This window comes from Kitasatospora sp. NPDC057518 (genome assembly GCF_042802075.1).
GTDB lineage: Bacteria > Actinomycetota > Actinomycetes > Streptomycetales > Streptomycetaceae > Kitasatospora.
In genome coordinates, this window is record NZ_JBHVEU010000110.1 from 1 (window position 1) to 21872 (window position 21872).

Below are 21872 nucleotides of genomic sequence, written 5' to 3' on the forward strand. Positions count from 1 at the left end.
CCGACGCCCGGGAGGGGGTCGGCGCGCTGGAGCAGATCTGCATCGCGGCCGCCATGCTGGCCCCGGCGCTGGCGGCGCTGCTGGTGGTCCGCCTCGTCGAACGGGGCGGCGGGGTGCGGGAGGCGCTGGCACTGCGCTGGCCGCGGCCCCGGGCCCGTGCGGTCCGGGCCTGCCTGCTGCCGCTCGGGGTGCTCGGCGGGCTGACGGCCGCGACGCTGGCACTCGGCGCGCTGGTGGGCAGCTACCCGTTCGCCGGCTTCGGCTCGCTGGACGCGGGGCGGATCGGATCGTGGGCGGTCCAGGGTCTGATCGGGATGGTGCTCTCGCTGCCGCTGTTCTTCGGCGAGGAGATCGGCTGGCAGGGCTTCCTCTTCCCCCGGCTGCTGCTGCTCGGCCGACGAGAGGGTGGGGGCGAGGGCGCCGGTGGCAGGGCGGTGCTGGTCCGGGCCTACCTGCTCGCGGGGACGGCCTTCGCACTCTGGCACTTGCCGACGCTGCTGATGGGCGGCCAGTACCCGGGACGGCCGTGGTACCTGGCGGTGCCCGCGCTGACGGTCAGCTGTGTGCTCGTCCTGCCGGTCTTCACCTGGCTGAGGCTGCGCTCGGGGTCGGTGGTCCCGGCGGTGCTGGCGCACGCATTCACGAGCAGCATGAGCGTGTCGATGGTCCGGGAGTTCGCGGACCCGGACGCCGAGCTGGACCCGCTCACGATGTCGCTGGCGGGCTGGCCCGGCTGGGTCGTCCTCGGCGGGTTCGTGGCCTTCCTCGCCTTCACCGGGCGACTGCGGCCGGGCCGGTACGGGCAGGGGTGACGCGCGCCGTGGCGGGCGGCGGATGACGGGTGACGGATGTCAGATGACAGATTTCATCATCTGTTATCTGAAATCTGTCAGCTGTCGTCTGTCGGCTGTTCGCTGTCACCCGTCGTCCGTCACCCGCCCGCCGGTGCCATGTCCTTGCGGATCTCGTCCAGGATCAGCCCGGCCCCGGTGTAGCCGATGCCGAGCATCCACAGGTTGTCGTCCACCCGGAACACCCGCCCGTTGCGCACGGCGTCCAGGTTCTTCCAGAGCGCCCCCTCGGTGATCTTCCCCTGGTCGGACTTGGCCGCGTCCCCGTACACCGCGTAGAAGATGACGTCGGCTGCGGCCTGGTCCACCTGTTCGGGGCTGATCTCCATCGAGAAACCGGGCTTGTCCTGGTTGGCGGGCCGCCCGAGCCCCAGATCCTTGAACAGCGAGCCGACGAAGGTGTCGTTCAGGTAGAGCCTGGTCGGCGCACCCGCCAGGAAGCGGGCCATCTCGACCCGGGTGGCCGCCGCCCTGGCCGGTCCGCCGAGCGCGGTGACCAGGTCCCGCAGCTTCGTCCGGTACGCCGCGTCCGCCGCGTCGGCCTCGGCCTGCCGGCCCAGCGCCTCGGCGTGCAGTCGGACGTTCTCCTTCCAGGTCGGTCCGGTGGTCTTGGAGAGCACCGTCGGCGCGATCTTCGACAGTTCGTCGTACCGCTTGTCGTCGCGGACCTGGTTGCTCAGGATGAGGTCCGGCCGCAGTGCCGCGATCGTCTCCAGGCTGGGCTGGCCGATGGCCCCGACGGGCTTCGTCCCGGACAGCCGCTCGGCGGGCAGGTAGGCGGGGAGCGGGGCGCCCGCGGTGACGGTGGTGGCGCCGACCGGGCTGAGGCCGAGGGTGACCACCGAGTCCAGCGCGTCGGTGTCCAGGGCCACCACCCGGTTCGCCCGGGCCGGCACGGTGCTCTCGCCGCGTGCGTGCCGGACCGTCCGGGTGCCGCCGGAGCCGGACGAACCACCACCGGACGAACCGCCGCCCGGTGGCGAGGAGTTGGACCCGCACGCGGCGAGCGCGAGCCCCGGGGCGAGCCCGGCGGCGAGGCCGAGAGCGGCGCGGCGGCTGAGCGGTCGGGCCATCGGCGGCACCTCCAACGTACGGGCAGGGCGCGGGAATCCCTGCCCGCGCAGCGGCCCGGTTACGCCTCGGAGCCGTTCTCCCGTCGCTGGCGCAGGAGTTCGAGGTACTCGACGTGCACCCGCCGGTCCATGGCGAGGGCGAACTGGGCGTCCGCGACCGTGCGCGCCAGCGGCCGAACCCGCAGGATGCGCTCGGTGAGCCGGGCCGCCTCGCCGGGCGGCAGCGGGGTGTCGGCGGCCAGCGCGCTGAGCAGGTGCTCACCGACCACCTCGATGAAGATCTCGGCGATGGCGTCCACGTGCTCCCGGGTGCGCCGACTGGCGTCCAGTACCGCCGAGAGCGGCACCCCCTCCGCCACCAGCTCGGTGGTGGCGTCCATCAGCCGGCGGCTGACGTGGGTGATGCCGTCCTCCTCGACGGTGATGTAGCCCTGGGCGATCGACTCGGCGGTGTTCTCCTCGGTCAGCTGGTCGCCGAAGGCGGTCTTGAGCTCGTCCCAGTCCAGGCGCACCGGAGTCTCGTCGGACCACGGTGCGACGATCGCCGCCTCCAGCCCGATCAGCTCGGCGACGTCCCGCCCGCTCTCGCCGGCGCCGATCAGCTCGGCGATGCCGCCCAGGGTGTGGCCGCGTTCGAGCAGTTCGCCGATCATCCGCAGCCGGGCCAGGTGCTCCTCGCCGTACCAGGCGATGCGGCCCTCCTTGCGGGGCGGCTGAAGCAGTTTGCGCTCGCGGTAGAAGCGCAGGGTGCGGGTGGTGATGCCGGCGGCCTCGGCCAGTTCCTCCACCCGGTACTCGCGTTTTCTGTCGCCCGCAGCAGCTCTGACCTTGTCCACGGCGATCAGCATAGGTCCGTCGGCTCGGAAGGCTCCCCGAACCGGAGCGGTCGCGCTTCTTCCATCCGGTGTCAGCAAGGGCTACCCTGCCAACCATGCCAGTGATTACTGGCGCGATTGGCGGGGTTCCGGAGGCGGACCCCGGGAGGATCCGGAGACGGGCCCCAGGAGGTCCGGGGCACGCTCGCCGGGAGAGCGCGACGATCACCGTCCCACCCTCAGGAGGTTGCCGCATGGCATCCAGCAGCAAGCGCCCCCGCTCCGGCGCGTCCGCAGCGACCGACACCACCGCGGCGCAGGAGTCCGTCCCGCACGTCCGGGTGGCGGTGATCGGCTCCGGCTTCGGCGGACTCGGCGCCGCGGTCCGACTGCGCCGTGCCGGGATCACCGACTTCGTGGTCCTGGAGCGGGCGGACTCGGCCGGCGGCACCTGGCGCGACAACAGCTACCCCGGCTGCGCCTGCGACGTGCCCTCGCACCTCTACTCCTTCTCCTTCGCGCCCAACCCCGACTGGCCGCGCAGCTTCTCCGGCCAGCCGGACATCCGCGCCTACCTGGAGAAGGTCGCCACCGTCTTCGGCCTCCGCCCCCACCTGCGCTTCAACACCGAGGTGCTGGAAGCCCGTTGGGAGAGCGAGCAGACCCGCTGGCGGATCACCACCTCGGCCGGCCAGTGGACGGCCGACGCCATCGTCTCCGCCGCCGGACCGCTCGCCGACCCGCAGATCCCCGACCTGCCCGGGCTGAGCTCCTTCCCCGGCAAGGTGTTCCACTCCTCCCGCTGGGATCACGACTTCGACCTGACCGGCAAGCGCGTCGCGATGGTCGGCACCGGCGCCTCCGCCGCGCAGATCATCCCGTCGATCCAGCCCAGGGTCGGCAGGCTGACGGTCTTCCAGCGCACCCCGGCCTGGGTGCTGCCGCGCCGCGACCGCGAGATCAGCCAGCTGGAGAAGTGGCTGCACGGCCGCCTGCCGGTCACCGCGAAGATCCGCCGCGGCACCCTGTTCGCCCTCCGCGAGCTCCAGGTGGACGCGTTCGTGCGCCGCCCCGGACTGCTGCGCCTGGTCCAGCAGCTCGCCGAACGCCACATCGCCCAGGGCGTCCCCGACCCGGCGCTGCGGGCCAGGCTCACCCCGGACTACCGGATCGGCTGCAAGCGCATCCTGCTCAGCAACACCTACTACCCGGCGCTCGCCGCGGCCAACACCGAGGTCGTCTCCTCCGGCCTGCGCGAGCTGCGCGGCTCCACGCTGGTCGCGGCCGACGGCAGCGAGCACGAGGTGGACGCCATCGTCTTCGGCACCGGCTTCCACGTCACCGACATGCCCATCGGCGCCCGGGTGTTCGGCGCCAACGGGACCAGCCTGGCGGAGGAGTGGAAGGACGGCATGGAGGCGCTGCGCGGCTCGACCGTGCACGGCTTCCCGAACCTCTTCTTCGTCATCGGGCCCAACACCGGCCTCGGCAACAGCTCGATGATCCTGATGATCGAGTCCCAACTGAACTACATGATCGACGCGTTGACCACGCTCGGCTCGATCGGCGCCGCCGCGATGCAGCCCACCGCGCGCGCCCAGCGGCAGTGGAACCTCGAACTCCAGCACCGGATGGACCGCACCGTCTGGACCACCGGCGGCTGCCTCAGCTGGTACCTCGACCCGAGCGGCAGGAACACCGTGCTCTGGCCCGGCTCCACCACCTCGTTCCGCCGGGCCACCCGCAGGGTCGACCTGGGCGAGTACGAGCTGATCATGCGCGCCGCTCCGGCGGCCGCCCGCACCGTCCAGGAGGTCTCCGCGTGAACGGCGTCCGGCTGCCCGAGGAGTACGAACCTCCCGTTCCCGTGGAGGAGTTGAGCGTACGGTCGGCGGACGGCATCCGGCTGCACGTCGAGGTGCACGGCCGGTCCGACGCGCCCACCGTGGTGCTCGCCCACGGCTGGACCTGCTCGACCGCCTTCTGGGCCCCGGTGATCCGCCTGCTGGCCGACCGCTACCGGGTGGTGGCCTACGACCAGCGCGGCCACGGGCACAGCGAGATCCCGCCGAGCCGGGCCCGCTACTCGACCAGGGCGCTGGCCGAGGACCTGTCCGCCGTGCTCGCGCGGACCGTGCCGGCGGGCGAGCGGGCCGTGCTCGCCGGGCACAGCATGGGCGGGATGACGATCATGGCCGCCGGTGGCCGCCCCGAGGTCGCCGAGCGCACCGCCGCGGCCGTCCTGATCTCCACCGGGCCGGGCGACCTGGTGGCCGAACTCACCGTCCTGCCACCGGCCGTACGCGCCCGGGGCCTGCGACGCTTCCTGCACCGGCAGCTGCTGCGCTCCCGGATGCCGCTCGGACCGGTCTCGCCGGTCAGCCGGGCGGCGCTCAAGTACGCGACCATGGGCGCCGGTTCACCCGCCGGCCAGGTCGAGGCGACGGCCCGGATCGTGCACGCCTGTCCGACCGCCGTCCGCGCCAACTGGGCCGCGGTCCTCGACCGGCTGGACGTCCACGCCGGGCTCGCCCGGATCGCCGCGCCCACGGCGGTGGTGGTCGGCACCGACGACCGGCTGACCCCGCCGGTGCACGCGCACCGGATGGTCGCCGAACTCCAGGACGCGCAGGGGCTGTTGCTGCTGCCTGGGGTCGGGCACATGTCGCCGCTGGAGCGCCCGGCGGAGGTCGCCGCGGAGATCCACCGGATGGCCTCCGGGTACCTGACGGCCGCGCCCGCTGCCGCTACCGCGTCCGCCGGCGCCGTTCCCGCTTCCACCGACGAGAGGACCGCTGTCGCATGAACGCCATCCCGCCGTTGTCCGAGCAGGTCGTCGTCGTCACCGGGGCCGCGCGCGGCGTCGGCGCGTCGCTGGCCCGCAAGCTCGCCCGGCGCGGGGCCAAGGTGGCCCTGCTGGGGCTGGAGCCGGAGGAGTTGAAGGCCGTCGCCGCGCAGTGCGGCCCGTCCGCGACCAGCTGGGAGGTGGACGTCACCGACCTCGACGCGCTGGAGGACACCGCCCGGCGGATCAAGGAGCACTACGGGCGGGTCGACACCGTCGTCGCCAATGCCGGGATCGCCCTCGGCGGGCCGCTGGCCGACAGCGACCACCGGGCGTTCAGCCGGGTCATCGAGGTCAACCTGCTCGGCAGCGTGGCCACCGCCCGGGCCTTCCTGCCGGTGCTCGCCGAGAGCCGCGGGTACCTGCTCCAGATCGCCTCGCTCGCCGCGCTGACCCCCGCACCGCTGATGAGCGCGTACTGCGCCAGCAAGTCCGGGGTGGAGGCCTTCGCCCACTCGATCCGCGCCGAGGTGGCCTACCAGGGGGTCAAGGTCGGTGTCGGGTACCTGAGTTGGACCGACACGGACATGGTGCGCGGGGCCGACGAGGACGCCGTGCTGAAGCAGATGCGCTCCCGGCTGCCGTGGCCGGCGAACAAGACGTATCCGCTGGAGCCCGCGGTGGACCGGATCGTCGCCGGGATCGCCCGCCGGTCCGCCCACGTCTACGCCCAGGCCTGGCTGCGCGGGATGCAGCCGGTCCGCTGGCTGCTGCCGAGCCTGATCGCGGTGGTCGGATCCCGGGACGTGGCCCGGCTCGCCCCCCAGCTCGCCGCCACCGCCGCCACTCGCCTGCGCGCCGTCGGCGCCGGGGGCGCAGCGGACGACCGACGGCGGACAGTCGACAGCTGACGGATAACAGATGACAGCTGACAGATTTCGAAATCTGTCAGCTGTCATCTGTCATCTGTCAGCTGTTCGTCGTTCGCCGCCACCCGCCCCCGCCGCGATCCCCGCCAGCGTCTCCAGCGCCCGCGCCAGCACCGGCAGTGGCGGCGAGGCGAGCCCGACCCGGACGGCGGCGGGCGAGCGCCGGGGATCGACGGCGAAGGCCGCCGCGGGCGTGACCGAGATCCCGGCCCGCGCCGCCTCCGCGACGAAGGTCTCCGCCCGTCGGCCGGTCGGCAGTTCCCACCACAGGTAGTACGAGCACGGGTCGGACCGCAGTCGCTGCCCCGCCAGCACCTCGCGCGCCAGCAGCTGCCGGGCCGTCGCGTCGGCCCGCTTCGCCGCCTCCACCGTGGCCAGTGTGCCGTCCCCGATCCAGCGCACCGCCGCCTCCAGCGAGAAGCCGCCCGGCGTCCACCCGCCCGAGCGCAGTGCGCCCGCCACCCTTTCGCGCAGCGTCGCCGGGACGACCGCGAACCCGGTGGTCAGCCCCGGGGCGAGCCGCTTGGAGAGGCTGTCCACGAGTACGGTGCGCTCCGGTGCGAGCGCGGCCAGCGGCACCGACTCCGGCCGCAGGAAGGACCAGACGGCGTCCTCGACCACCGGCAGGTCGAGCCGCCGCAGCAGCGCCACGAGCGCCACCACCCGCTCCTGCGGCAGGCTCGCGCCGAGCGGGTTCTGCAGGCGCGGCTGGATGTACACCGCGCGCAGCGGTCCGGCCCGGTGGGCGGCCGCCACGGCGTCCGGCAGCAGCCCGTACTCGTCCACGGCCAGCGGCACCAGCACGATGCCCAGCCGCTCCGCCGCCGCCTTGACCACCGGATAGGTCAGCTCCTCCACGCCCAGCCGCTGTCCGGGCGGCACCAGCGCGGACAGGGCCCCGGCGATGGCCTGCCGCCCGTTGCCGGCGAACAGCAGGTCCTCCGCCCCGACCTCCCAGTCGCCGGCCGACACCAGTCCGGCGAACGCCCGCCGTGCCGCGCCCGTCCCGGCCGCGCCGACCGGCCGTAGCGCCTCGCCCAGCGCGTCCGGCCGCAGCAGCGGCGCCAGTGCGGCCGCCAGCAGTTCGGCCTGCCCGGAGACGGCGGGGTAGTTGAGCTCCAGGTCCACGGGGGCGGCGGCCGGCTCCGCGAGTGCCACCCGGCTGCCGTCCGGTGCCCGCCCGGCCCGGACGAAGGTCCCGCGCCCGATCTCCCCGACGGTCAGCCCGCGCCGGGCCAGTTCCCGGTAGACGCGCCCCGCTGTCGAGTTGGCGATGCCCCGGCCGTGGGCGAACGCCCGTTGGGTGGGCAGCTGCTGGCCGGGCCGCAGTCGTCCGTCCGCGATCTCGGCGGCGATCCGGTCGGCGATCAGGCGGTAGTCGTCCATCGGCGTTCGCTCCTCCAGGGCCTCGGGCGCCGGATTGCACCGAGGGCAAAGTCATCATTGCATTGACCCGATGAGCCGTCCTAGCCTCCTCGCATGGACGCGTTGACATCCGCCGTGGACGGCCGGGCCCTGCTCGGGATCGCCGCCGTGGCCCTGGGCATGGTGCTGTCGCCCGGGCCGAACATGATCTACCTGGTCTCGCGCTCGATCGCGCAGGGCCGCCGCGCCGGGCTGATCTCGCTGACCGGGGTCGCGGCCGGCTTCCTGGTCTACCTGGTCGCGGTGACGGCGGGGGTGGCCGCGGTGTTCTCGGTGGTGCCCGCCCTCTACACCGCGATCAAGCTGGCCGGTGCCGGGTACCTGCTCTGGCTGGCCTGGAAGGCGGTCAAGCCGGGCGGCACGGCGGTTTTCGCCCCGCAGCAGCTGCCGCCGGACCCGCCGCGCCGGCTGTTCGCGATGGGCTTCCTGACCTGCCTGCTCAACCCCAAGATCGCCATCATGTACATCTCGCTGCTGCCCCAGTTCGTGGCCCCGGAACGCGGTCACGTCGCCCTGCAGAGCCTGCTGCTGGGCCTGACCCAGATCGCGATAGCGATCACCGTCAACGGCCTGATCGCGGTGAGCGCGGGCAGCATCGCGGCCTTCCTCAACCGCCGCCCCGGCTGGCTGCGGATCCAGCGCTACGTGATGGGCACCGTCCTCGCGGGCCTCGCCGTGCACATCGCCGCCGACCGCGCCAAGGCCGTGGCGGTTTAGGGCGTCTCCTCGCCGGCTAGAGCCGGCTGGCGACCCGCAGTGCCTCGTACCCCGCCTGGACGAACCGTCCGTTCAGCGCCGGAGCGGTGTTGGCCACCGCCGCGACGGCCGCCGAACGTTCCGGCGAGAAGCCCACGAAGGCGGTGAACCCCCGGGTGCCCCCGCTGTGGAAGAACAGGTCCCGGTCGCCCGAGCGGCGGTGCATCCAGACCAGGCCGATCCGGTCGGTCGAGTGCGGCAACCGCAGCCGCAGCCGCCGGACGTCCCGCAGGGCGGCCTTCAGCCCGCTGCCCGGGCCCGCCGCCGGCCCGTCGTCCAGGTGTGCGCGGAGGTATCGCAGCAGATCGGTCCCGTCGGACCGCACCGCGCCGGCTCCGGGCAGCCCGGGGATGTGCCAGGGCGGGAGCGCCTGTCCGCGCCGGTAGCCGGTGGCCCGGCCCGGCAGGTCCGGGGCGCAGGTCGTGGACCGCAGCCCCAGCGGTCCGCAGACCCGGTCGACGAGCAGTTCCCCGTACGGCAGCCCGCCCGTCTCGGCGAGCACCCGGCCGAGCAGTCCGACTCCGTAGTTGGAGTACCCGTACCTGCTACCGGGCTGTCCACGTACGGTCGTTCGGGCCAGTGCGTCCCTCAACTGATCGTCGCCGTACGTCTGGTACGGGTTGCTGAACCAGGCCGGGACCGCCTTCGCGAGCAGTCCCGGGGGCAGTCCGGGCAGGCCCGAGGTGTGAGTGGCCAGGTGCAGCAGCCGGATGGGTTCCGGCGAGTGGACCTTCGCGGCGCGCCAGCGGCGCGGCAGCCTGCTCTCGACCGGGTCGTCCAGGGCGAGTTCACCGCGGGCGACCATCTCCGCGAGCAGCAGTGCGGTGAACGTCTTGCTGATGGATCCGAGTTCGAAGACGGTGTCGGGGGTGCAGGGCGCGGCGGCCGGTCCGTGGTGGACCCGCCCGAAGCAGCGCACCTCCGCCAGGTCGCCGCGGGCCAGGGCGACGGTCACGGCGGTGGCGTAGGGCTCGGCCGCCCGCACCACCGCCGTGACCGCGGCGTCCAACCCGTTCAAGGGGCCACCGGCGTGCCGCCGAGGGCCCGGGAGAGCGCGACGTTGGCGGCCACCACCCCGACCACCGCGGTGTGGCAGTGCTGGCGGAAGTCCTCCTCCGGGTCCTCGTTGTCGGGTGCGGAGCCCTCGCACTTGATCATCCCGTCCGCCTGCTGGGCCGCTGCCAGCGCCTCCCAGCCGGTCCGGCCGGTGACCGGTTCGCCGATGCACGAGTCCACGATGAGCAGTTCGCCGGCGAGGTCCCACTGCTCGATCTCCAGCCAGATGTCGAGCCAGACCGGCAGCCAGTCGCGCAGGTAGTCACGCATCGGCTTGGGCAGGCACTCGGGCCGGGCGCCCCAGTCGGTGAGGTGGAAGACGGTGTGGGTGACCTGGTAGGCGATCACCCAGGCGACGGTCCACGGCTCGGGGAGGGCGCCGAGCCAGGTGTTCCGGGCCAGCCGGGGCCAGTCCGGCTGCGGTTCGAGGCCGGAGATCCGCCGCGCGTTGGCGAGGGCGAGGTGGCGGCTGCCCTGGATCTCGACGGCGTGCACGGCGCGGAGCCGGCCGATCGAGGTGAGCAACTCCTCCATGGCGGCGTGGCGGTAGCCGGACCGGGCGAAGTGGCCGTACGTCTCCAGCGGGTCGACGAGGGTGACGTGCCGCAGCTGTCGTTCGAGCAGCAGGTCGCCCTCTCCCAGCTGGGCCCAGGCGGCTTCGAGGAGTTCCCGCGCGAGGCGGGCGTCGTGCGGGCCGGTGACGCCGTCGCGCAGGACCAGGGAAGAGGCCAACGCGGCTTCGCAGAGCGGCTTGTAGACGTCCTCAGGGTCGGCCAGGTCGACGATGGTGCTTTCCTCCAGCCGGCTGTAGCCGCGTTGGTAGCCGGCGTGCAGCCAGGCCAGTGACCGGGAGCCGAGCTGTTGGGCGGTGGCGAGCACCGAGGTTTCGGTCATTTCGGCGCTCCTTCCAACATGCGCTGGGCGATGGTGAGTTCGAGCACGGAGCGGGACGTCCCGTCGCCGGCCAGGCGGATCCGGTCCAGGACGGGTTCGATCTCCAGTCGGAGCGGCCGGCCGTCGGCCCGGGCCCAGGAGAGCCACCGGGCGAGCCGTACAGCCGTGGTGGGGTCGCGCCGGAGCATGCTGCGGACGGCGCCGCGGGCGAGGTGCAGGGTGTTCGCGCGGGCGGCGTCGTGAACCGGGCCGTCCAGCGTCGGCAGTGCCAGGGAGGACAGTTGGGCCATCCGCTTCGACCACGCCTGCCAGCCGACGGCCTCCGGGTCGGACAGTGGCGCGGGGGTCTGTACGGCCGCCCCGTACGGTGTGCGGGCGAGCAGTCCTCCGGCCGCCCAGTCCTGCCACCCGATCACCAGCGCGGCCTCCGCGGAGGAGGGGGCGGGTGCGGGGAAGGCCGTTCGTGCTTCGGCCAGCAGCGCGGCGGTGGTGTCGTCGGGCTGCGCACCGGTGAGCAGTTGCGGTGCGAACAGGTCCGGTCCGAGCACACGTACCGCGGCCAGCAGCGGGCGGGGCACCACGGTGTCGGGGTCCGCGAGTGCGGCCGTGCCCTCGCCGTCCCGGAGGACGGCGAGGGTCCGGTCCGCCACCCGCTCGACCGCCGCGGCGTACTCGTCACGGAGAGGGGTCTCGGCGGTTGGCATGGTGATCTGGTCCCCCTTCAGGAGGGTCGGTCACGGGCGCGAGGCCCGACAGGGGGGAAGTCGCCCTACCGGGTCGGCTTCTCCTTGGGGCCCTTCGGCGAGAGGAGCAGCAGCGCGGCGAGCAGCACCGCGCCGGCGGCCTCGGGCAGGTACGTGGGCGCGTCGGACACGACGGCCTCGTCCTCCACCATCAGGCTCGCGAGTGTCTCGGCTTCGAGTGTCGCGCTGTGCGACGTCGTAGCCGTTTCGGTCCGGAACTGAGTAAGCATCAGAAGTGCCTCCTCGTCTGGATTTCACCGCCCGGTCGGACGATGCCCCCGTTCGACAGTACGAGCACCTCCCGGGGGCTGCATCCGCAACTCTCTGAGCTGGGAAATCGCCCTCGGTGTGGGTCCGGAAGCGGCGAGTCGGTACGGTCTGGGGCATGACCACAGCCTTGATCACCGGCGCGACCGCCGGCATCGGAGCCGCCTTCGCGCGACGGCTCGCCCGCAGCGGCTACCAGCTCGTCCTGGTGGCCCGGGACACCGAGCGCCTGGAGCGCGCCGCCGCCGACCTGCACGGCAGGTACGGCATCGAGACGGAGGTGCTGACCGCCGACCTCGCGACCGACGAGGGCATGGGCGCCGTCGAGGCCCGGCTCGCCGACCCCGCCCGCCCGGTGGACCTCCTGGTCAACAACGCGGGCTTCGGCAACAAGGGCGCCTTCGGGACCGTCCCGCTCCAGGACGAGCTGGCCATGCTGAAGGTGCACATCGAGGCGATCCTGCGGCTGACCACGGCCGCCCTGCCCGGAATGCGGGAGCGCGGCCGCGGTGCGATCGTCAATGTGGCCTCGGTGGCGGCCTTCCTGCCGCGCGGCACGTACGGCGCGAGCAAGGCCTGGGTGGTCAGTTTCACCCAGGGCGTGCTGCGCGACCTCGGCGGTACGGGCGTGCGAATGATGGCGCTCTGCCCGGGCTTCACCCGGACCGAGTTCCACCAGCGGGCCGGCATGGGCACCGGGAACATCCCGTCCTGGTCCTGGCTGTCCGCCGAGCGGGTGGTGGACGAGGCGATGCGCGACCTGGCGCGCGGCCGGGCCGTGTCCGTGCCGGGCAAGCGGTACAAGGTCGCGGTGGCCATCGCCCGGATGCTGCCCTCCGGCAAGCTCGGCGGGGTCTCCTCGAAGGCTGCGCGCACCTACCGGACCAACTGAGGCCCGGGGCGGTCGGGGCGGTCGGGCGGCTCTGCGGGGCCCGTACGCGCGCTCCGCGGGGATCGTACGGGCGCTCCGCGGAGCCTGTACGGACGAGGAATAGGGCAACAGTCACTATTAGCTTATCTAACTATGAGCTATCCTCGCTATATTGCCCCGCACCCGACCGCCCCACCCAGGGAGGCCCGTCCTTGAGGCCCACCGCCATCGACTGGACCCCGCCCGAGCGCGCCGAGGGCGAACCCCGCCCACCGGCCGAGTGGCGCCGCATCCTCGCGCTCTTCCGCCCGTACCGGGCCCGCCTGGCCGTCGTCGGGCTGCTGGTCGCCGCCTCGGCCGTGGTCTCGGTCGTCTCGCCCTTCCTGCTCAGGGCCGTCCTGGACACCGCCATCCCGCAGGGCCGCACCGGGCTGCTCAGCCTGCTCGCGCTCGGGATGATCCTGACCGCCGTGGTGAACAGCATCTTCAACGTGCTCCAGACGCTGATCTCCACCACCGTCGGCCAGCGCGTGATGCACGACCTGCGCACCGCCGTCTACGGCCACCTCCAGCGGCAGTCGCTGGCCTTCTTCACCCGCACCCGCACCGGCGAGGTGCAGTCCCGGATCGCCAACGACATCGGCGGCATGCAGTCCACGGTGACCTCCACCGCGACCAGCCTGGTCTCCAACCTGACCGCCGTGGTCGCCTCCGTCGTCGCCATGGTCGCCCTCGACTGGCGGCTGACCGTCGTCTCGCTGCTGCTGCTCCCGCTGTTCGTCTGGATTAGCCGCAGGGTCGGGCAGGAGCGCAAGAAGATCACCACCGAGCGGCAGAAGCAGCTGGCCGCGATGAGCTCGGCGGTCCAGGAGTCGCTCTCGGTCAGCGGCATCCTGCTCGGCCGCACCATGGGCCGCTCCGGCTCGCTCGCCCGGGAGTTCACCGGGCAGTCCGACCAGCTCGCCGACCTGGAGGTGCGGGCCAGCATGGCCGGGCGCTGGCGGATGAACACCATCCAGATCGTGATGGCCGCGATGCCCGCGCTGATCTACTGGGCGGCCGGGCTGACCTCCGCCGCCGGTGCGCCGATCGTCTCGGTCGGCACCCTGGTCGCCTTCGTCACCCTCCAGCAGGGCCTCTTCCGGCCCACCGTCAGCCTGCTCTCCACCGGCGTGGACGTGCAGACCTCGCTCGCCCTCTTCCAGCGCATCTTCGAGTACCTCGACCTGCCGGTGGAGATCGACGAGCCGGCCGACCCGGTCACCCTGACCGACATCCGCGGCGAGGTCCGCTTCAAGGACGTCGACTTCCGCTACGACCCGGCGCAGGAGCGCCCCACCCTGGCCGGCGTCGACCTCACCGTCCCGGCCGGGAGCTCGCTGGCCGTGGTCGGCGAGACCGGCTCGGGCAAGACCACCCTCAGCTACCTCGTCCCGCGGCTGTACGACGTCACCGGCGGAAGCGTCACCCTGGACGGCGTGGACGTGCGCGAACTGTCCTTCGACACCCTGGCCCGCGCGGTCGGCGTGGTCTCCCAGGAGACCTACCTCTTCCACGCCTCGGTCGCCGAGAACCTGCGCTTCGCCAAGCCGGGCGCCAGCGACGCCGAACTGGTCGAGGCCGCCCGGGCCGCACAGGTCCACGACACCATCGCCGCCCTCCCGGACGGCTACGACACCCTGGTCGGCGAGCGCGGCTACCGCTTCTCCGGCGGCGAGAAGCAGCGCCTCGCACTCGCCCGGACGATCCTGCGCAACCCGCCGGTGCTCATCCTCGACGAGGCCACCAGCGCGCTCGACAACCGCACCGAGCACGCCGTCCAGCAGGCCGTGGACACCCTGGCCGCCGGCCGCACCACCATCACCATCGCGCACCGGCTCTCCACCGTCCGCGCCGCCGACCAGATCGCCGTCCTGGACCACGGCGAGGTGGTCGAACTCGGCACCCACGAGGAGCTGGTGGCGCTGGACGGACGGTACGCGGCGCTGCTGCGCCGGGAGGTGCCGGAGGCCGCCCGGCAGCCCGAACCGGCCGCACTCGGGCACGTGTGACGGGGCGGGCGCGCCCGGGTTCGTGTCGAGCCGGGCCGACGGGGCGGCCGCCGGGCTCGGACGCGCGGAACGGGCCGGCGTGCGAGCGCGTGCGCCCGGGACGGGCCGGCGGTCAGGCCGCCTTCGGGACCTCGTTGTAGCTCTCCGCGACCTCCTGGCCGGAGAGCCGCTGGATGGCCGCCATCACCTCGTCGGTCACCTGCCGACGGGCCTTCAGCGAGCGGGCCTGCCCGTGCAGCTCGTCGAAGTGCAGCGGCTCGCCGAAGCGGACCGTCACCTTCTTCAGCCGCGGCAGCCGCTTGCCCACCGGCAGGATCTGCTCCGGACCCTCCAGCGCCACCGGCACCACCGGCACGCCCGCGGTCAGCGCGAGCCAGGCGACGCCCGTCTTGCCCCGGTAGAGCCGGCCGTCCAGGGAGCGGGTGCCCTCGGGGTAGATGCCGAAGGCCTTGCCGTCCTCCAGGATCTCCAGCGCCGACTCCAGCGAGGCCTGAGCGGAACGGTAGGTGCCGCGCTCGACCGGCACGGCGCCGATGGCCTCGAAGAAGCCCTTGGAGAGCCGGCCCTTGAGCCCGGTGCCGGTGAAGTACTCGGCCTTGGCGAGGAAGTGGACCCGGCGCGGGGCGGTCAGCGGGATCACCACGCTGTCGATGAAGGACAGGTGGTTGCTGGCCAGGATCACCCCGCCCTTGCGCGGCACGTTCCCGATTCCCTCGATGACCGGCCGCCAGATCCCCCGCGAGACCGGTTTCAGCACCAACTTGGTGGCGAGGTCGAGCACGATTCCCTCCCTGGACGAACGATCGCCCGGGAGGAGCCCGGGCCTGCAATCAGATCCGCAGACTACGACACCGACCCCGGCGCGCGTCCACTCCCGGCGACCGTGGCGAACACCACGGCCGGGTAGGGTACGGCCGTCCGAACCGAGCGACACCCCGCAGTACCCAGGAGGGCACCATGGAGACCACCGAGGCGATCAAGGCCTTTTTCGACCGCTTCGACAAGGACGGCGACGGCAAGATCACCCCGGCCGAGTACGCTCTGGCCGCCAACGAGATGGGCGACCACGACGTCACCATCTCGATGGCCGAGGCGCTGATCCACAGCATGGACACCAACCACGACGGCGTCCTGACCTTCGAGGAGTTCCTGGCCGCCCGCCGGCGCTGAGCCCGTGCCGACGGGGCCGGTCGCCGTACCGGCGGCGCCGGTCCCGTCCGGAGGTCCCGCGGACGCTCCCGCGCCGCTCCTCCTACTTCTCCTTCTCCACCGGGAACACCCGGCGCACCACCCGCTCCGCGGCCCCGCCGTCGTCCCAGACGCAGAACTTCGCCCGGAAGTCGGCCCGCGCCGCCGGCTCGGGGTCGCCCGCCAGCAGCGCCCGCGCCAGCCCGTCCGCGTCCACCGTGACCGCGCCCGGCGGCTCCGCGAACAGGTCGAAGTAGACGCCGCGTTCCCGCTGGTACTCCTCCCAGTCCGGGGCGAAGACCACCACCGGCCGGTCCAGCACCGCGTAGTCGAACATCATCGACGAGTAGTCCGTCACCAGCACGTCCGCCGCGAGGTAGAGGTCCTCGACGGTCGGGTGCGCCGAGACGTCCACGATCCGCGCCGACTCCGCACCGGCCGCCGTCAGGTCGCCCGGGCCGTCCGCGTGGAAGTAGTGGGTGCGCACCAGCAGTGTGAAGTCCGGGCCCAGCCGCCGGGCCAGCTCCGCCACGTCCAGCAGCGGCACGTAGCCGCCCTTGCTGCCGCGGTGGGTCGGCGCGTACAGCACCGCCCGGGTGTCCGGCCGCAGCCCGAGCAGCTCGCGCATCGCCCGGACCTCGTCCGAAGTGGCGTTCGCCAGCCGGTCGTTGCGCGGGTAGCCGGTGTCCAGCATCTCGTACCGGCCGGGGAAGGCGCGGGCGAAGTGCCCGCTGGTGTGCGGGTTGGGGGAGACCAGGAAGTCCCAGCGGTCGACGGCCTCCTGGAGCAGGTCGAAGTCCATCCCCTCGGCCGCCGCCGGATGGTCGCGCAGGTCCATGCCCATCGCCTTGAGCGGGGTGCCGTGCTGGGTCTGGACGTGCACCGTGCCCGCCCGCTTCGTCATGGTGCGGGGGAAGTTGACGTTGTTGACGAAGTACTTGGCGGTCGCCATCGCCCTGAGGTAGGCGGGGGTGTTGACGATCACGTACGGCACCCCGGGCGGCAGCGTGGCGGCCTGGGCGCGGTTCTCCACCACCCACACGCCCCGCACCCGCGGGGCGAGTTCCTTCGCCTTCTCGTAGATCGCCGCCGGGCTGCACGCGTAACCCCGGTGCCAGTAGGCGGCGTAGACCGCGAGGTGCTGGTCCAGCGGCAGCCGGCGGAACGCGTTGTACGCGGTGAACCGGGCGCCGCTGCGCATCCCCTTCTTCACCGCGGGCGCCACCGCCCGTGCCCCGCGCTTGAGTTCGCGCGGCAGCCGGCCGGTGCGGCGCAGCTCGGCGTACGCGATCCGGGCGCCGCGGGCGGCCAGCCGGTACTGCACGCCGCGCACCCCGCCGGGGAAGCGGTAGCCGGCCGGGCGGTGGCGGTCGAAGTGCCGGGCGATCCGCTGGAAGAAGTCCTTGCGCAGGTCGGTGGGGACCAGCCCGGGGGTGTCGTAGACGTTCAGGGCCTGGCGGACGGTCCGGTCGAAGACCAGGGTGCGCAGCGAGTCCGGGACGGGCCGGCCGGGGCGGTCCGGGCGGTCCAGGAAGGCGAAGATCGCGTCGTACTGGGCGAACACGTCGGCGTGCTTGGGGGAGGCGGTGGCGGTGATCGCGCCGTCCCGGCCGCGCCGGTAGAAGTAGCAGGGGCGGTCCAGGTAGCGCAGCCGCTCGGCGGCCAGCAGCGCCGGGTAGGTGACCGAGATGTCCTCGTAGTAGCCGCGGCCGAAGGAGACGCCGAGGCCGTCCAGGAACGCGCGGCGGAACAGCTTGTTCCACACCGACATCACGGTCTGGAACAGCGCCGGGTGCTCGGCCAGGGTGCAGCCCTCGACCAGCGGGGAGTCGGCCAGCACGTGGCGCCAGGGGTTGGGCTCCGTCCCGCCGTCCGGGTAGACGTGGGTGAAGCCGGTGAGCAGCACGTCGGCGGGGGTCTCCCGGAGACGCTCCCGCGCCAGCTCGTCCAGCAGCGTGCCGACCGTCCCCTCGGGCACCCAGTCGTCGCTGTCCACGAACCAGACGTACTCGCCGCGGGCCTGCGGCAGGGCGGCGGTGCGGGCGCCGCCGAGGCCCTGGTTCTCGGTGAGGTGCAGCACCCGCAGCCGGCTGTCGCGGGCCGCGTAGGCGTCCAGGATCGCGCCGGAGCCGTCGGGGGAGAGGTCGTCGACCGCGATCACCTCGAAACGGGTCTCGGCGGCGGGGACGTCGCCGAGGATCGAGTCGAGGCAGCGCGGGAGGTACCGCTCCACGCCGTGGACCGGGAGCACGATGCTGAGGAGGAGGGACACGCTGGCCGAGTGTACCGATCCACCGGGCGCGACCTGCGCGGACGTCCGGTGCGGGCCTTCCGGGGCCTTGCGGGGCCTTGCGGCCCTTGGGGGGCCTGGGCGGCGGTGGCGGCGGTGCGGCTGCGGCGGGGGCTCGGGGGGTGTCCGTGAAAGCCGTCCGTGGCGGACCCGGAACCGCCGGTGCCGGGCCCCTCGCGGGGCGGCACCGGCAGTCAGGTGGCGATCCGGCCGACCCTCGACGGCCGACCGCCGGTCCGGGCACCGCGCGAGCCTGGCCACCGCAGCGTCGAGGCGGCCGGGCAGTGGCTCGCGGGAGCCGGAGTTCTTCATCACTCGAACACACGCTTGAGTGCGGTGCGGGCACTGGCGTGTGCATCCGATATTGCTTGGAGGTTCGGCGGGAGTCAATCCCTCGAATGTGTTCACTTCCTGAAGTCGGTCGGTCACGGTGTCATCAGGGTCCGCGCTCGGGCGGTCATGCCCGGGCGGGCCGTGCCCGATGGGCCGGTCGGTGATCGCTTTGTCGATGTGGCGGCTGTCCCCTTAATAGGGGGACGCGGGCGGGGGCGGGCGGGAAGCGGTCGGTGCGGGCGGTCGGTGCCGGCGGTCGGCGCTGGCGGTGCCGGCGGTGCCGGCGGTGCGTGGGCGGGGTGCCGCCGGGGTGCCGCTGTGCGCCGGGCGCGCGTCATGCGCAGGGTTGCCGCACTCGCGCCCGCCCGCCCTGGTGACGGATGGCCGGTCGTGCACCATCATTGATGCCTAGTCGTGACCGGCCGGGCGGCCCCTGGTGCTTCGTCAGTTGACGCCGCACGATACGGTGGCACAACACCAAGGACGGTTGCGCGAAGGCCGTCCTTCACGGATAGTCTTCGCCTCACGGCCCTGGCGCCTCGTAGGGGTGGGAAAAACTGATGGAACACATGCAAGTGCGGACTCGGCCCCGCGTGCCGGCGATCCAGTGCGGTGTCGGCACGACCGGCCGCCGGATCGACCGACACCTGGCCGTGCTCGGCGCGCCCGCACTCCCGGCGGTGGACACCGCCGAGGCGCTCGGGTTGATAAGGGAGCTCACGCCGCGCGGCGCCGAGGCCCCGACGACCCGTCGTCGCCACACCAGGATCTCGCTGCTGACGCCGCTGCGTCGGCTGCGGCGGAGCCTTTTCGGCGGGCGCGGCTAGTCCGACCGGTGCGGCACGGGTCCCTCCCCGCCGCCCGGTCGGAACCGACCCGGTGGACCGTCCGGTCCGCCGGGTCTTCAGTGTGTCCGGACGGCGTCCGGGCGGTGCCCGGGGGGAGCGTCGCGGCCGTCCGGGGTGATGTGGTCTGAACCTTTCAGCCTATGCGAGTTTGCCCGCCCGGCACGGCCAGACGGCGAGGGAGTACGCCCGGCCCGCTGACCTGGGACAGGATGGCGCCATGGCGGACAACAACCACTCCACCCAGACCGGCTCGTTCCCGACCACCACCTTCCAGAGCAGCACCTTCGAGATCACCACCGGCTCCCGCGAGGTCGCGCTCGACATCACCGACCGCTGCGTCGAGTTCCTCGACGAACGGGCCACCGGGCGCGACGGCCTGCTCAACATCTTCGTCCCGCACGCCACCGCGGGGATCGCGGTACTGGAGACCGGTTCGGGCAGCGACGACGACTTCCTCGCCACCCTGCGCGACCTGCTCCCGGCCGACGACCGCTGGCGCCACCGGCACGGCAGCCCGGGCCACGGCCGGGACCACGTGGTGCCCGGACTGGTCGCCCCGCACGCGACCCTGCCGGTGCTCGGCGGTCAACTGGCCCTCGGCGTCTGGCAGTCGGTGGTCCTGGTCGACACCAACGGGGACAACCCGCGCCGGACCGTCCGGCTGTCCTTCCTCGGCTGACGCGCGGGAACGGCGGGCGCTCCGGCGGGCGGCGGTCCCGCGGGTGGCGGTCCGGTGGATGGCCTCGGCGGACCCGGTGGCTCAGCGGACGTGCGCGGCCACCGCGGCGAGGTAGCGCTCGATCGCCAGGTGCTGGCAGAGCAGGGCCACCGGCCGGCCGAGCCTGGCGTACCAGACGGACAGCCGGGAGAACGCGGTGACCTCGAACCACACCTCGCCGCCGGCGTCCATCGACACCAAGAACGCCTCCTCGCCGCACTCCGGGTGCCCGGGGAGGGTGCCGTACCCGAAGCCGATCCGGTCCGGCTCCTCCACCGTCCACACCACCCGGCAGGGGATCACCAGCCGGGGCCACCGGCTCCCCGGCAGGTTCAGCCGCAGCAGTACCGTCCCGCCCTCCCGGGCCGGGCCGGCCGGGTGCACCGCGAAGCCGGTGCCCAACTGGCTGCCCCAGCCGAGCACGTAGCGTCCGGCCCGCTCCAGCACCTCCGGCCCGTGCCCCAGGTGGACCCGCCGCCGCAGGTGGGCGTAGCCGTCCGGGAGCCGCCCGCCCCCGTCCCGGGTGGCACCCACCTCGGGGTACGACGGGGTGGTGGCGCGGGCGGCGAGCAGGCGTCGGTGCAGGTCGGTGGGCATGCCGGCCACGGTAACCGCCAGGTGGGAGGGGGCCGTCGGCGGGGCGGGGGCGTACCTCTGGCGGGCTTCGGCGGACAGGGTTCAGCGAACGAACTTCAGCGAACAGAGTTCAGCCGACAGCTTTCAGCGAACGTTTTCTGAAATCTGTTCGCTGCTGGCGAGGCGGGGCGGGGCGGAGGGAGAGAGGGGCGGGCGGCGGCCCGGTCACCCGCGGCGTGTTGCGGCAGGGCGGCGGCGCGGAGTAGGAAGTCGGTATGAGCGACACCGGTACGAACCAGGAAGCGGGCGTCTGCGAACTCGCGCCCGACGGCGGAGCGGAGGCGGCGCTGCGGCACGACCCGCGGGCGGCCGGCCCGCGCGCCGACTGCGTCCTGTGCGGCGAGCCGACCGAACTGCCCGCCGACCAGCCGGGCAGCACCCTCTGCCCGGTGTGCGCCTGGCAGCAGGCGCAGCGGATCGCCTGCTCGGGCTGAACCTCCGAACCCGGGTCCGGGGGGTTCAGGCCCTACGCGTCCTCCCGCCCGGCCAGCGCCAGGGTCGAGCCGTGCCGTCCCTTGCGGACCAGCAACTGGGCGGGGATACGGCTGCGCAGGTCGGCGACGTGGCTGACGATGCCGACCGCGCGGTCCCGCTCGCGCAGTCCGTCCAGGACGTCCATGACCTCCTCCAGGGCGTGCTCGTCGAGGGTGCCGAAGCCCTCGTCGATGAAGAGGGTGTCCAGCGGCATGCCGCCCGCCTCGTCGGTGACCACGTCGGCCAGGCCCAGGGCGAGGGAGAGCGAGGCGAAGAAGCTCTCGCCGCCGGAGAGGGTCGCGGTGTCCCGCTCGGTGCCCGTCCAGGCGTCGACCACCCGCAGGGCCAGGCCCGAGCGCTTGGTCCCGGTGCCCCGGTCGTCGCTGTGCACCAGGGTGTAGCGCCCGCCGGACATCCGGACCAGCCGGTCGCTGGCCGCCGCCGCGACCTGCTCCAGCCGGGCCGCCAGGACATACGACTCCAGGCGCATCCGCAGCCGGTTGTCGGCCGAGGTGCCGGCCGCGAGCGCGGCGAGCCGGTTGATCCGCCCGTACCTGTCCAGTGCCGGGGCCAGTTCGGCGGCGAGCCCGGTCAGCTGTCGCCCGATCGCGGCCAGTGCCCCGCAGCGTTCGCGGGCGGCCGCGTGGGCGGCGTGCGCCCGGCCGAGCCGGTCGGTCGCGGTGCCGAGCGCGGCCGCCACGGCGGGCAGGTCCACCGGCGGACGGACCGCGGCCTCGGCCAGCTCCGGCAGCGCCAGCTCGCGGCGGACGGCGGCGGTCTCCGTGCGGTGCCGCTCCAGCCGGGCCTCCAGCCGCTCGCGCTCCTCGCGCGGCAGCAGCACCGCCAGTGCCGCCGCGGCGTCCGGGAAG

The 21872-nt window shown here is 73.4% G+C and carries 22 protein-coding genes; 11 read left to right on the forward strand and 11 right to left on the reverse strand.

The window, feature by feature from the left end; genetic code table 11:
- Positions 1–812 (forward strand): CPBP family intramembrane glutamic endopeptidase (locus ACFU7Z_RS14070; RefSeq protein ID WP_380777671.1); only part of this gene is annotated, 812 nt, incomplete at its 5' end.
- Positions 813–931: 119 nt separating this feature from the next.
- On the opposite strand, the gene ACFU7Z_RS14075 is transcribed toward ACFU7Z_RS14070, so the two are convergent.
- Positions 932–1924: an ABC transporter substrate-binding protein gene (locus ACFU7Z_RS14075; protein ID WP_380777672.1), complete on the reverse strand. Its 993-nt coding sequence runs from the start codon at positions 1922–1924 to the stop codon at positions 932–934.
- Positions 1925–1983: 59 nt separating this feature from the next.
- Entirely contained in the window at positions 1984–2772 is a 789-nt protein-coding gene (locus ACFU7Z_RS14080; RefSeq protein WP_049650639.1) for a MerR family transcriptional regulator, read from the reverse strand.
- Between the two features lie 221 nt (positions 2773–2993).
- Between ACFU7Z_RS14080 and ACFU7Z_RS14085 the strand changes: the two genes are divergently transcribed.
- From ACFU7Z_RS14085 to ACFU7Z_RS14095, 3 genes are read left to right on the forward strand one after another with little or no spacing between them, the layout of a single operon-like run.
- A complete protein-coding gene (locus ACFU7Z_RS14085) occupies positions 2994–4565 on the forward strand; it encodes a flavin-containing monooxygenase (protein WP_380777673.1) in 1572 nt (523 codons plus the stop codon).
- Positions 4562–5545 (forward strand): alpha/beta fold hydrolase, encoded by a 984-nt coding sequence (locus ACFU7Z_RS14090; RefSeq protein WP_380777674.1) that lies wholly within the window; start codon positions 4562–4564, stop codon positions 5543–5545. Before ACFU7Z_RS14085 ends, ACFU7Z_RS14090 begins: the two co-directional genes overlap by 4 nt.
- Positions 5542–6435, forward strand: coding sequence for an SDR family oxidoreductase (locus ACFU7Z_RS14095; protein ID WP_380777675.1), 894 nt, complete (start codon positions 5542–5544; stop codon positions 6433–6435). The genes ACFU7Z_RS14090 and ACFU7Z_RS14095 overlap by 4 nt, the downstream gene beginning before the upstream one ends.
- A 51-nt stretch (positions 6436–6486) precedes the next feature.
- Here ACFU7Z_RS14095 and ACFU7Z_RS14100 read toward each other — a convergent pair whose 3' ends face one another.
- Positions 6487–7839: a PLP-dependent aminotransferase family protein gene (locus ACFU7Z_RS14100; protein ID WP_380777676.1), complete on the reverse strand. Its 1353-nt coding sequence runs from the start codon at positions 7837–7839 to the stop codon at positions 6487–6489.
- Positions 7840–7932: 93 nt separating this feature from the next.
- On the opposite strand from ACFU7Z_RS14100, the gene ACFU7Z_RS14105 reads away from it, so the two are divergent.
- Positions 7933–8595 carry a LysE family translocator gene (locus ACFU7Z_RS14105; RefSeq protein WP_049650635.1) on the forward strand — a complete coding sequence of 221 codons (663 nt, stop codon included), beginning with the start codon at positions 7933–7935 and terminating at the stop codon, positions 8593–8595.
- Between the two features lie 16 nt (positions 8596–8611).
- Here ACFU7Z_RS14105 and ACFU7Z_RS14110 read toward each other — a convergent pair whose 3' ends face one another.
- The 4 genes from ACFU7Z_RS14110 to ACFU7Z_RS14125 form a co-directional block, all read right to left on the reverse strand.
- Entirely contained in the window at positions 8612–9652 is a 1041-nt protein-coding gene (locus tag ACFU7Z_RS14110) for a serine hydrolase (RefSeq protein ID WP_074004268.1), read from the reverse strand.
- Positions 9649–10584: a DUF6895 family protein gene (locus ACFU7Z_RS14115; protein WP_074004269.1), complete on the reverse strand. Its 936-nt coding sequence runs from the start codon at positions 10582–10584 to the stop codon at positions 9649–9651. The genes ACFU7Z_RS14110 and ACFU7Z_RS14115 overlap by 4 nt, the downstream gene beginning before the upstream one ends.
- Positions 10581–11288, reverse strand: a complete 708-nt coding sequence (locus ACFU7Z_RS14120; RefSeq protein WP_380777677.1) for a hypothetical protein — start codon at positions 11286–11288, stop codon at positions 10581–10583. The genes ACFU7Z_RS14115 and ACFU7Z_RS14120 overlap by 4 nt, the downstream gene beginning before the upstream one ends.
- 65 nt (positions 11289–11353) lie before the next feature.
- Positions 11354–11557: a hypothetical protein gene (locus ACFU7Z_RS14125; protein ID WP_049650631.1), complete on the reverse strand. Its 204-nt coding sequence runs from the start codon at positions 11555–11557 to the stop codon at positions 11354–11356.
- Between the two features lie 155 nt (positions 11558–11712).
- Here ACFU7Z_RS14125 and ACFU7Z_RS14130 point away from each other — a divergent pair, with 155 nt between their 5' ends.
- Entirely contained in the window at positions 11713–12486 is a 774-nt protein-coding gene (locus tag ACFU7Z_RS14130) for an SDR family NAD(P)-dependent oxidoreductase (protein WP_380777678.1), read from the forward strand.
- 191 nt (positions 12487–12677) lie between these two features.
- The gene (locus ACFU7Z_RS14135) at positions 12678–14516 is read left to right on the forward strand and encodes an ABC transporter ATP-binding protein (RefSeq protein WP_049650629.1); all 1839 of its coding nucleotides are present in this window, start codon (positions 12678–12680) and stop codon (positions 14514–14516) included.
- A gap of 112 nt (positions 14517–14628) precedes the next feature.
- Here the strand turns inward: ACFU7Z_RS14135 and ACFU7Z_RS14140 are convergent, their stop codons facing one another.
- Positions 14629–15297, reverse strand: a complete 669-nt coding sequence (locus ACFU7Z_RS14140) for a 1-acyl-sn-glycerol-3-phosphate acyltransferase (protein ID WP_049650628.1) — start codon at positions 15295–15297, stop codon at positions 14629–14631.
- Positions 15298–15473: 176 nt separating this feature from the next.
- Between ACFU7Z_RS14140 and ACFU7Z_RS14145 the strand changes: the two genes are divergently transcribed.
- Complete coding sequence (locus tag ACFU7Z_RS14145) at positions 15474–15686, forward strand: EF-hand domain-containing protein (RefSeq protein WP_049650627.1); 213 nt, start codon at positions 15474–15476, stop codon at positions 15684–15686.
- Positions 15687–15768: 82 nt separating this feature from the next.
- Here the strand turns inward: ACFU7Z_RS14145 and ACFU7Z_RS14150 are convergent, their stop codons facing one another.
- The gene (locus ACFU7Z_RS14150) at positions 15769–17976 is read right to left on the reverse strand and encodes a CDP-glycerol glycerophosphotransferase family protein (protein WP_380777679.1); all 2208 of its coding nucleotides are present in this window, start codon (positions 17974–17976) and stop codon (positions 15769–15771) included.
- Between the two features lie 911 nt (positions 17977–18887).
- On the opposite strand from ACFU7Z_RS14150, the gene ACFU7Z_RS14155 reads away from it, so the two are divergent.
- The gene (locus ACFU7Z_RS14155) at positions 18888–19154 is read left to right on the forward strand and encodes a hypothetical protein (protein WP_049650625.1); all 267 of its coding nucleotides are present in this window, start codon (positions 18888–18890) and stop codon (positions 19152–19154) included.
- 238 nt (positions 19155–19392) lie between these two features.
- Entirely contained in the window at positions 19393–19854 is a 462-nt protein-coding gene (locus tag ACFU7Z_RS14160; RefSeq protein WP_049650624.1) for a YjbQ family protein, read from the forward strand.
- A gap of 81 nt (positions 19855–19935) precedes the next feature.
- On the opposite strand, the gene ACFU7Z_RS14165 is transcribed toward ACFU7Z_RS14160, so the two are convergent.
- On the reverse strand, positions 19936–20490 hold the full coding sequence (locus ACFU7Z_RS14165; RefSeq protein WP_380777680.1) for a DUF1990 family protein: 555 nt from the start codon (positions 20488–20490) through the stop codon (positions 19936–19938).
- 254 nt (positions 20491–20744) lie between these two features.
- Here ACFU7Z_RS14165 and ACFU7Z_RS14170 point away from each other — a divergent pair, with 254 nt between their 5' ends.
- Entirely contained in the window at positions 20745–20963 is a 219-nt protein-coding gene (locus ACFU7Z_RS14170; RefSeq protein WP_049650622.1) for a hypothetical protein, read from the forward strand.
- Positions 20964–20995: 32 nt separating this feature from the next.
- Here the strand turns inward: ACFU7Z_RS14170 and ACFU7Z_RS14175 are convergent.
- On the reverse strand, positions 20996–21872 hold an 877-nt coding region (locus ACFU7Z_RS14175), incomplete at its 5' end, for an SbcC/MukB-like Walker B domain-containing protein (RefSeq protein ID WP_380777681.1).

What these genes read in the sequence shown, in the direction of transcription:
- ACFU7Z_RS14075 (WP_380777672.1), bottom strand. Translation starts at nt 1,924, where the DNA reads ATGGCCCGACCGCTCAGCCGCCGCGCCGCTCTCGGCCTCGCCGCCGGG.
- ACFU7Z_RS14080 (WP_049650639.1), bottom strand. Translation starts at nt 2,772, where the DNA reads ATGCTGATCGCCGTGGACAAGGTCAGAGCTGCTGCGGGCGACAGAAAA.
- ACFU7Z_RS14085 (WP_380777673.1), top strand. Translation starts at nt 2,994, where the DNA reads ATGGCATCCAGCAGCAAGCGCCCCCGCTCCGGCGCGTCCGCAGCGACC.
- ACFU7Z_RS14095 (WP_380777675.1), top strand. Translation starts at nt 5,542, where the DNA reads ATGAACGCCATCCCGCCGTTGTCCGAGCAGGTCGTCGTCGTCACCGGG.
- ACFU7Z_RS14100 (WP_380777676.1), bottom strand. Translation starts at nt 7,839, where the DNA reads ATGGACGACTACCGCCTGATCGCCGACCGGATCGCCGCCGAGATCGCG.
- ACFU7Z_RS14105 (WP_049650635.1), top strand. Translation starts at nt 7,933, where the DNA reads ATGGACGCGTTGACATCCGCCGTGGACGGCCGGGCCCTGCTCGGGATC.
- ACFU7Z_RS14115 (WP_074004269.1), bottom strand. Translation starts at nt 10,584, where the DNA reads ATGACCGAAACCTCGGTGCTCGCCACCGCCCAACAGCTCGGCTCCCGG.
- ACFU7Z_RS14120 (WP_380777677.1), bottom strand. Translation starts at nt 11,288, where the DNA reads ATGCCAACCGCCGAGACCCCTCTCCGTGACGAGTACGCCGCGGCGGTC.
- ACFU7Z_RS14125 (WP_049650631.1), bottom strand. Translation starts at nt 11,557, where the DNA reads ATGCTTACTCAGTTCCGGACCGAAACGGCTACGACGTCGCACAGCGCG.
- ACFU7Z_RS14130 (WP_380777678.1), top strand. Translation starts at nt 11,713, where the DNA reads ATGACCACAGCCTTGATCACCGGCGCGACCGCCGGCATCGGAGCCGCC.
- ACFU7Z_RS14145 (WP_049650627.1), top strand. Translation starts at nt 15,474, where the DNA reads ATGGAGACCACCGAGGCGATCAAGGCCTTTTTCGACCGCTTCGACAAG.
- ACFU7Z_RS14155 (WP_049650625.1), top strand. Translation starts at nt 18,888, where the DNA reads ATGGAACACATGCAAGTGCGGACTCGGCCCCGCGTGCCGGCGATCCAG.
- ACFU7Z_RS14160 (WP_049650624.1), top strand. Translation starts at nt 19,393, where the DNA reads ATGGCGGACAACAACCACTCCACCCAGACCGGCTCGTTCCCGACCACC.
- ACFU7Z_RS14165 (WP_380777680.1), bottom strand. Translation starts at nt 20,490, where the DNA reads ATGCCCACCGACCTGCACCGACGCCTGCTCGCCGCCCGCGCCACCACC.
- ACFU7Z_RS14170 (WP_049650622.1), top strand. Translation starts at nt 20,745, where the DNA reads ATGAGCGACACCGGTACGAACCAGGAAGCGGGCGTCTGCGAACTCGCG.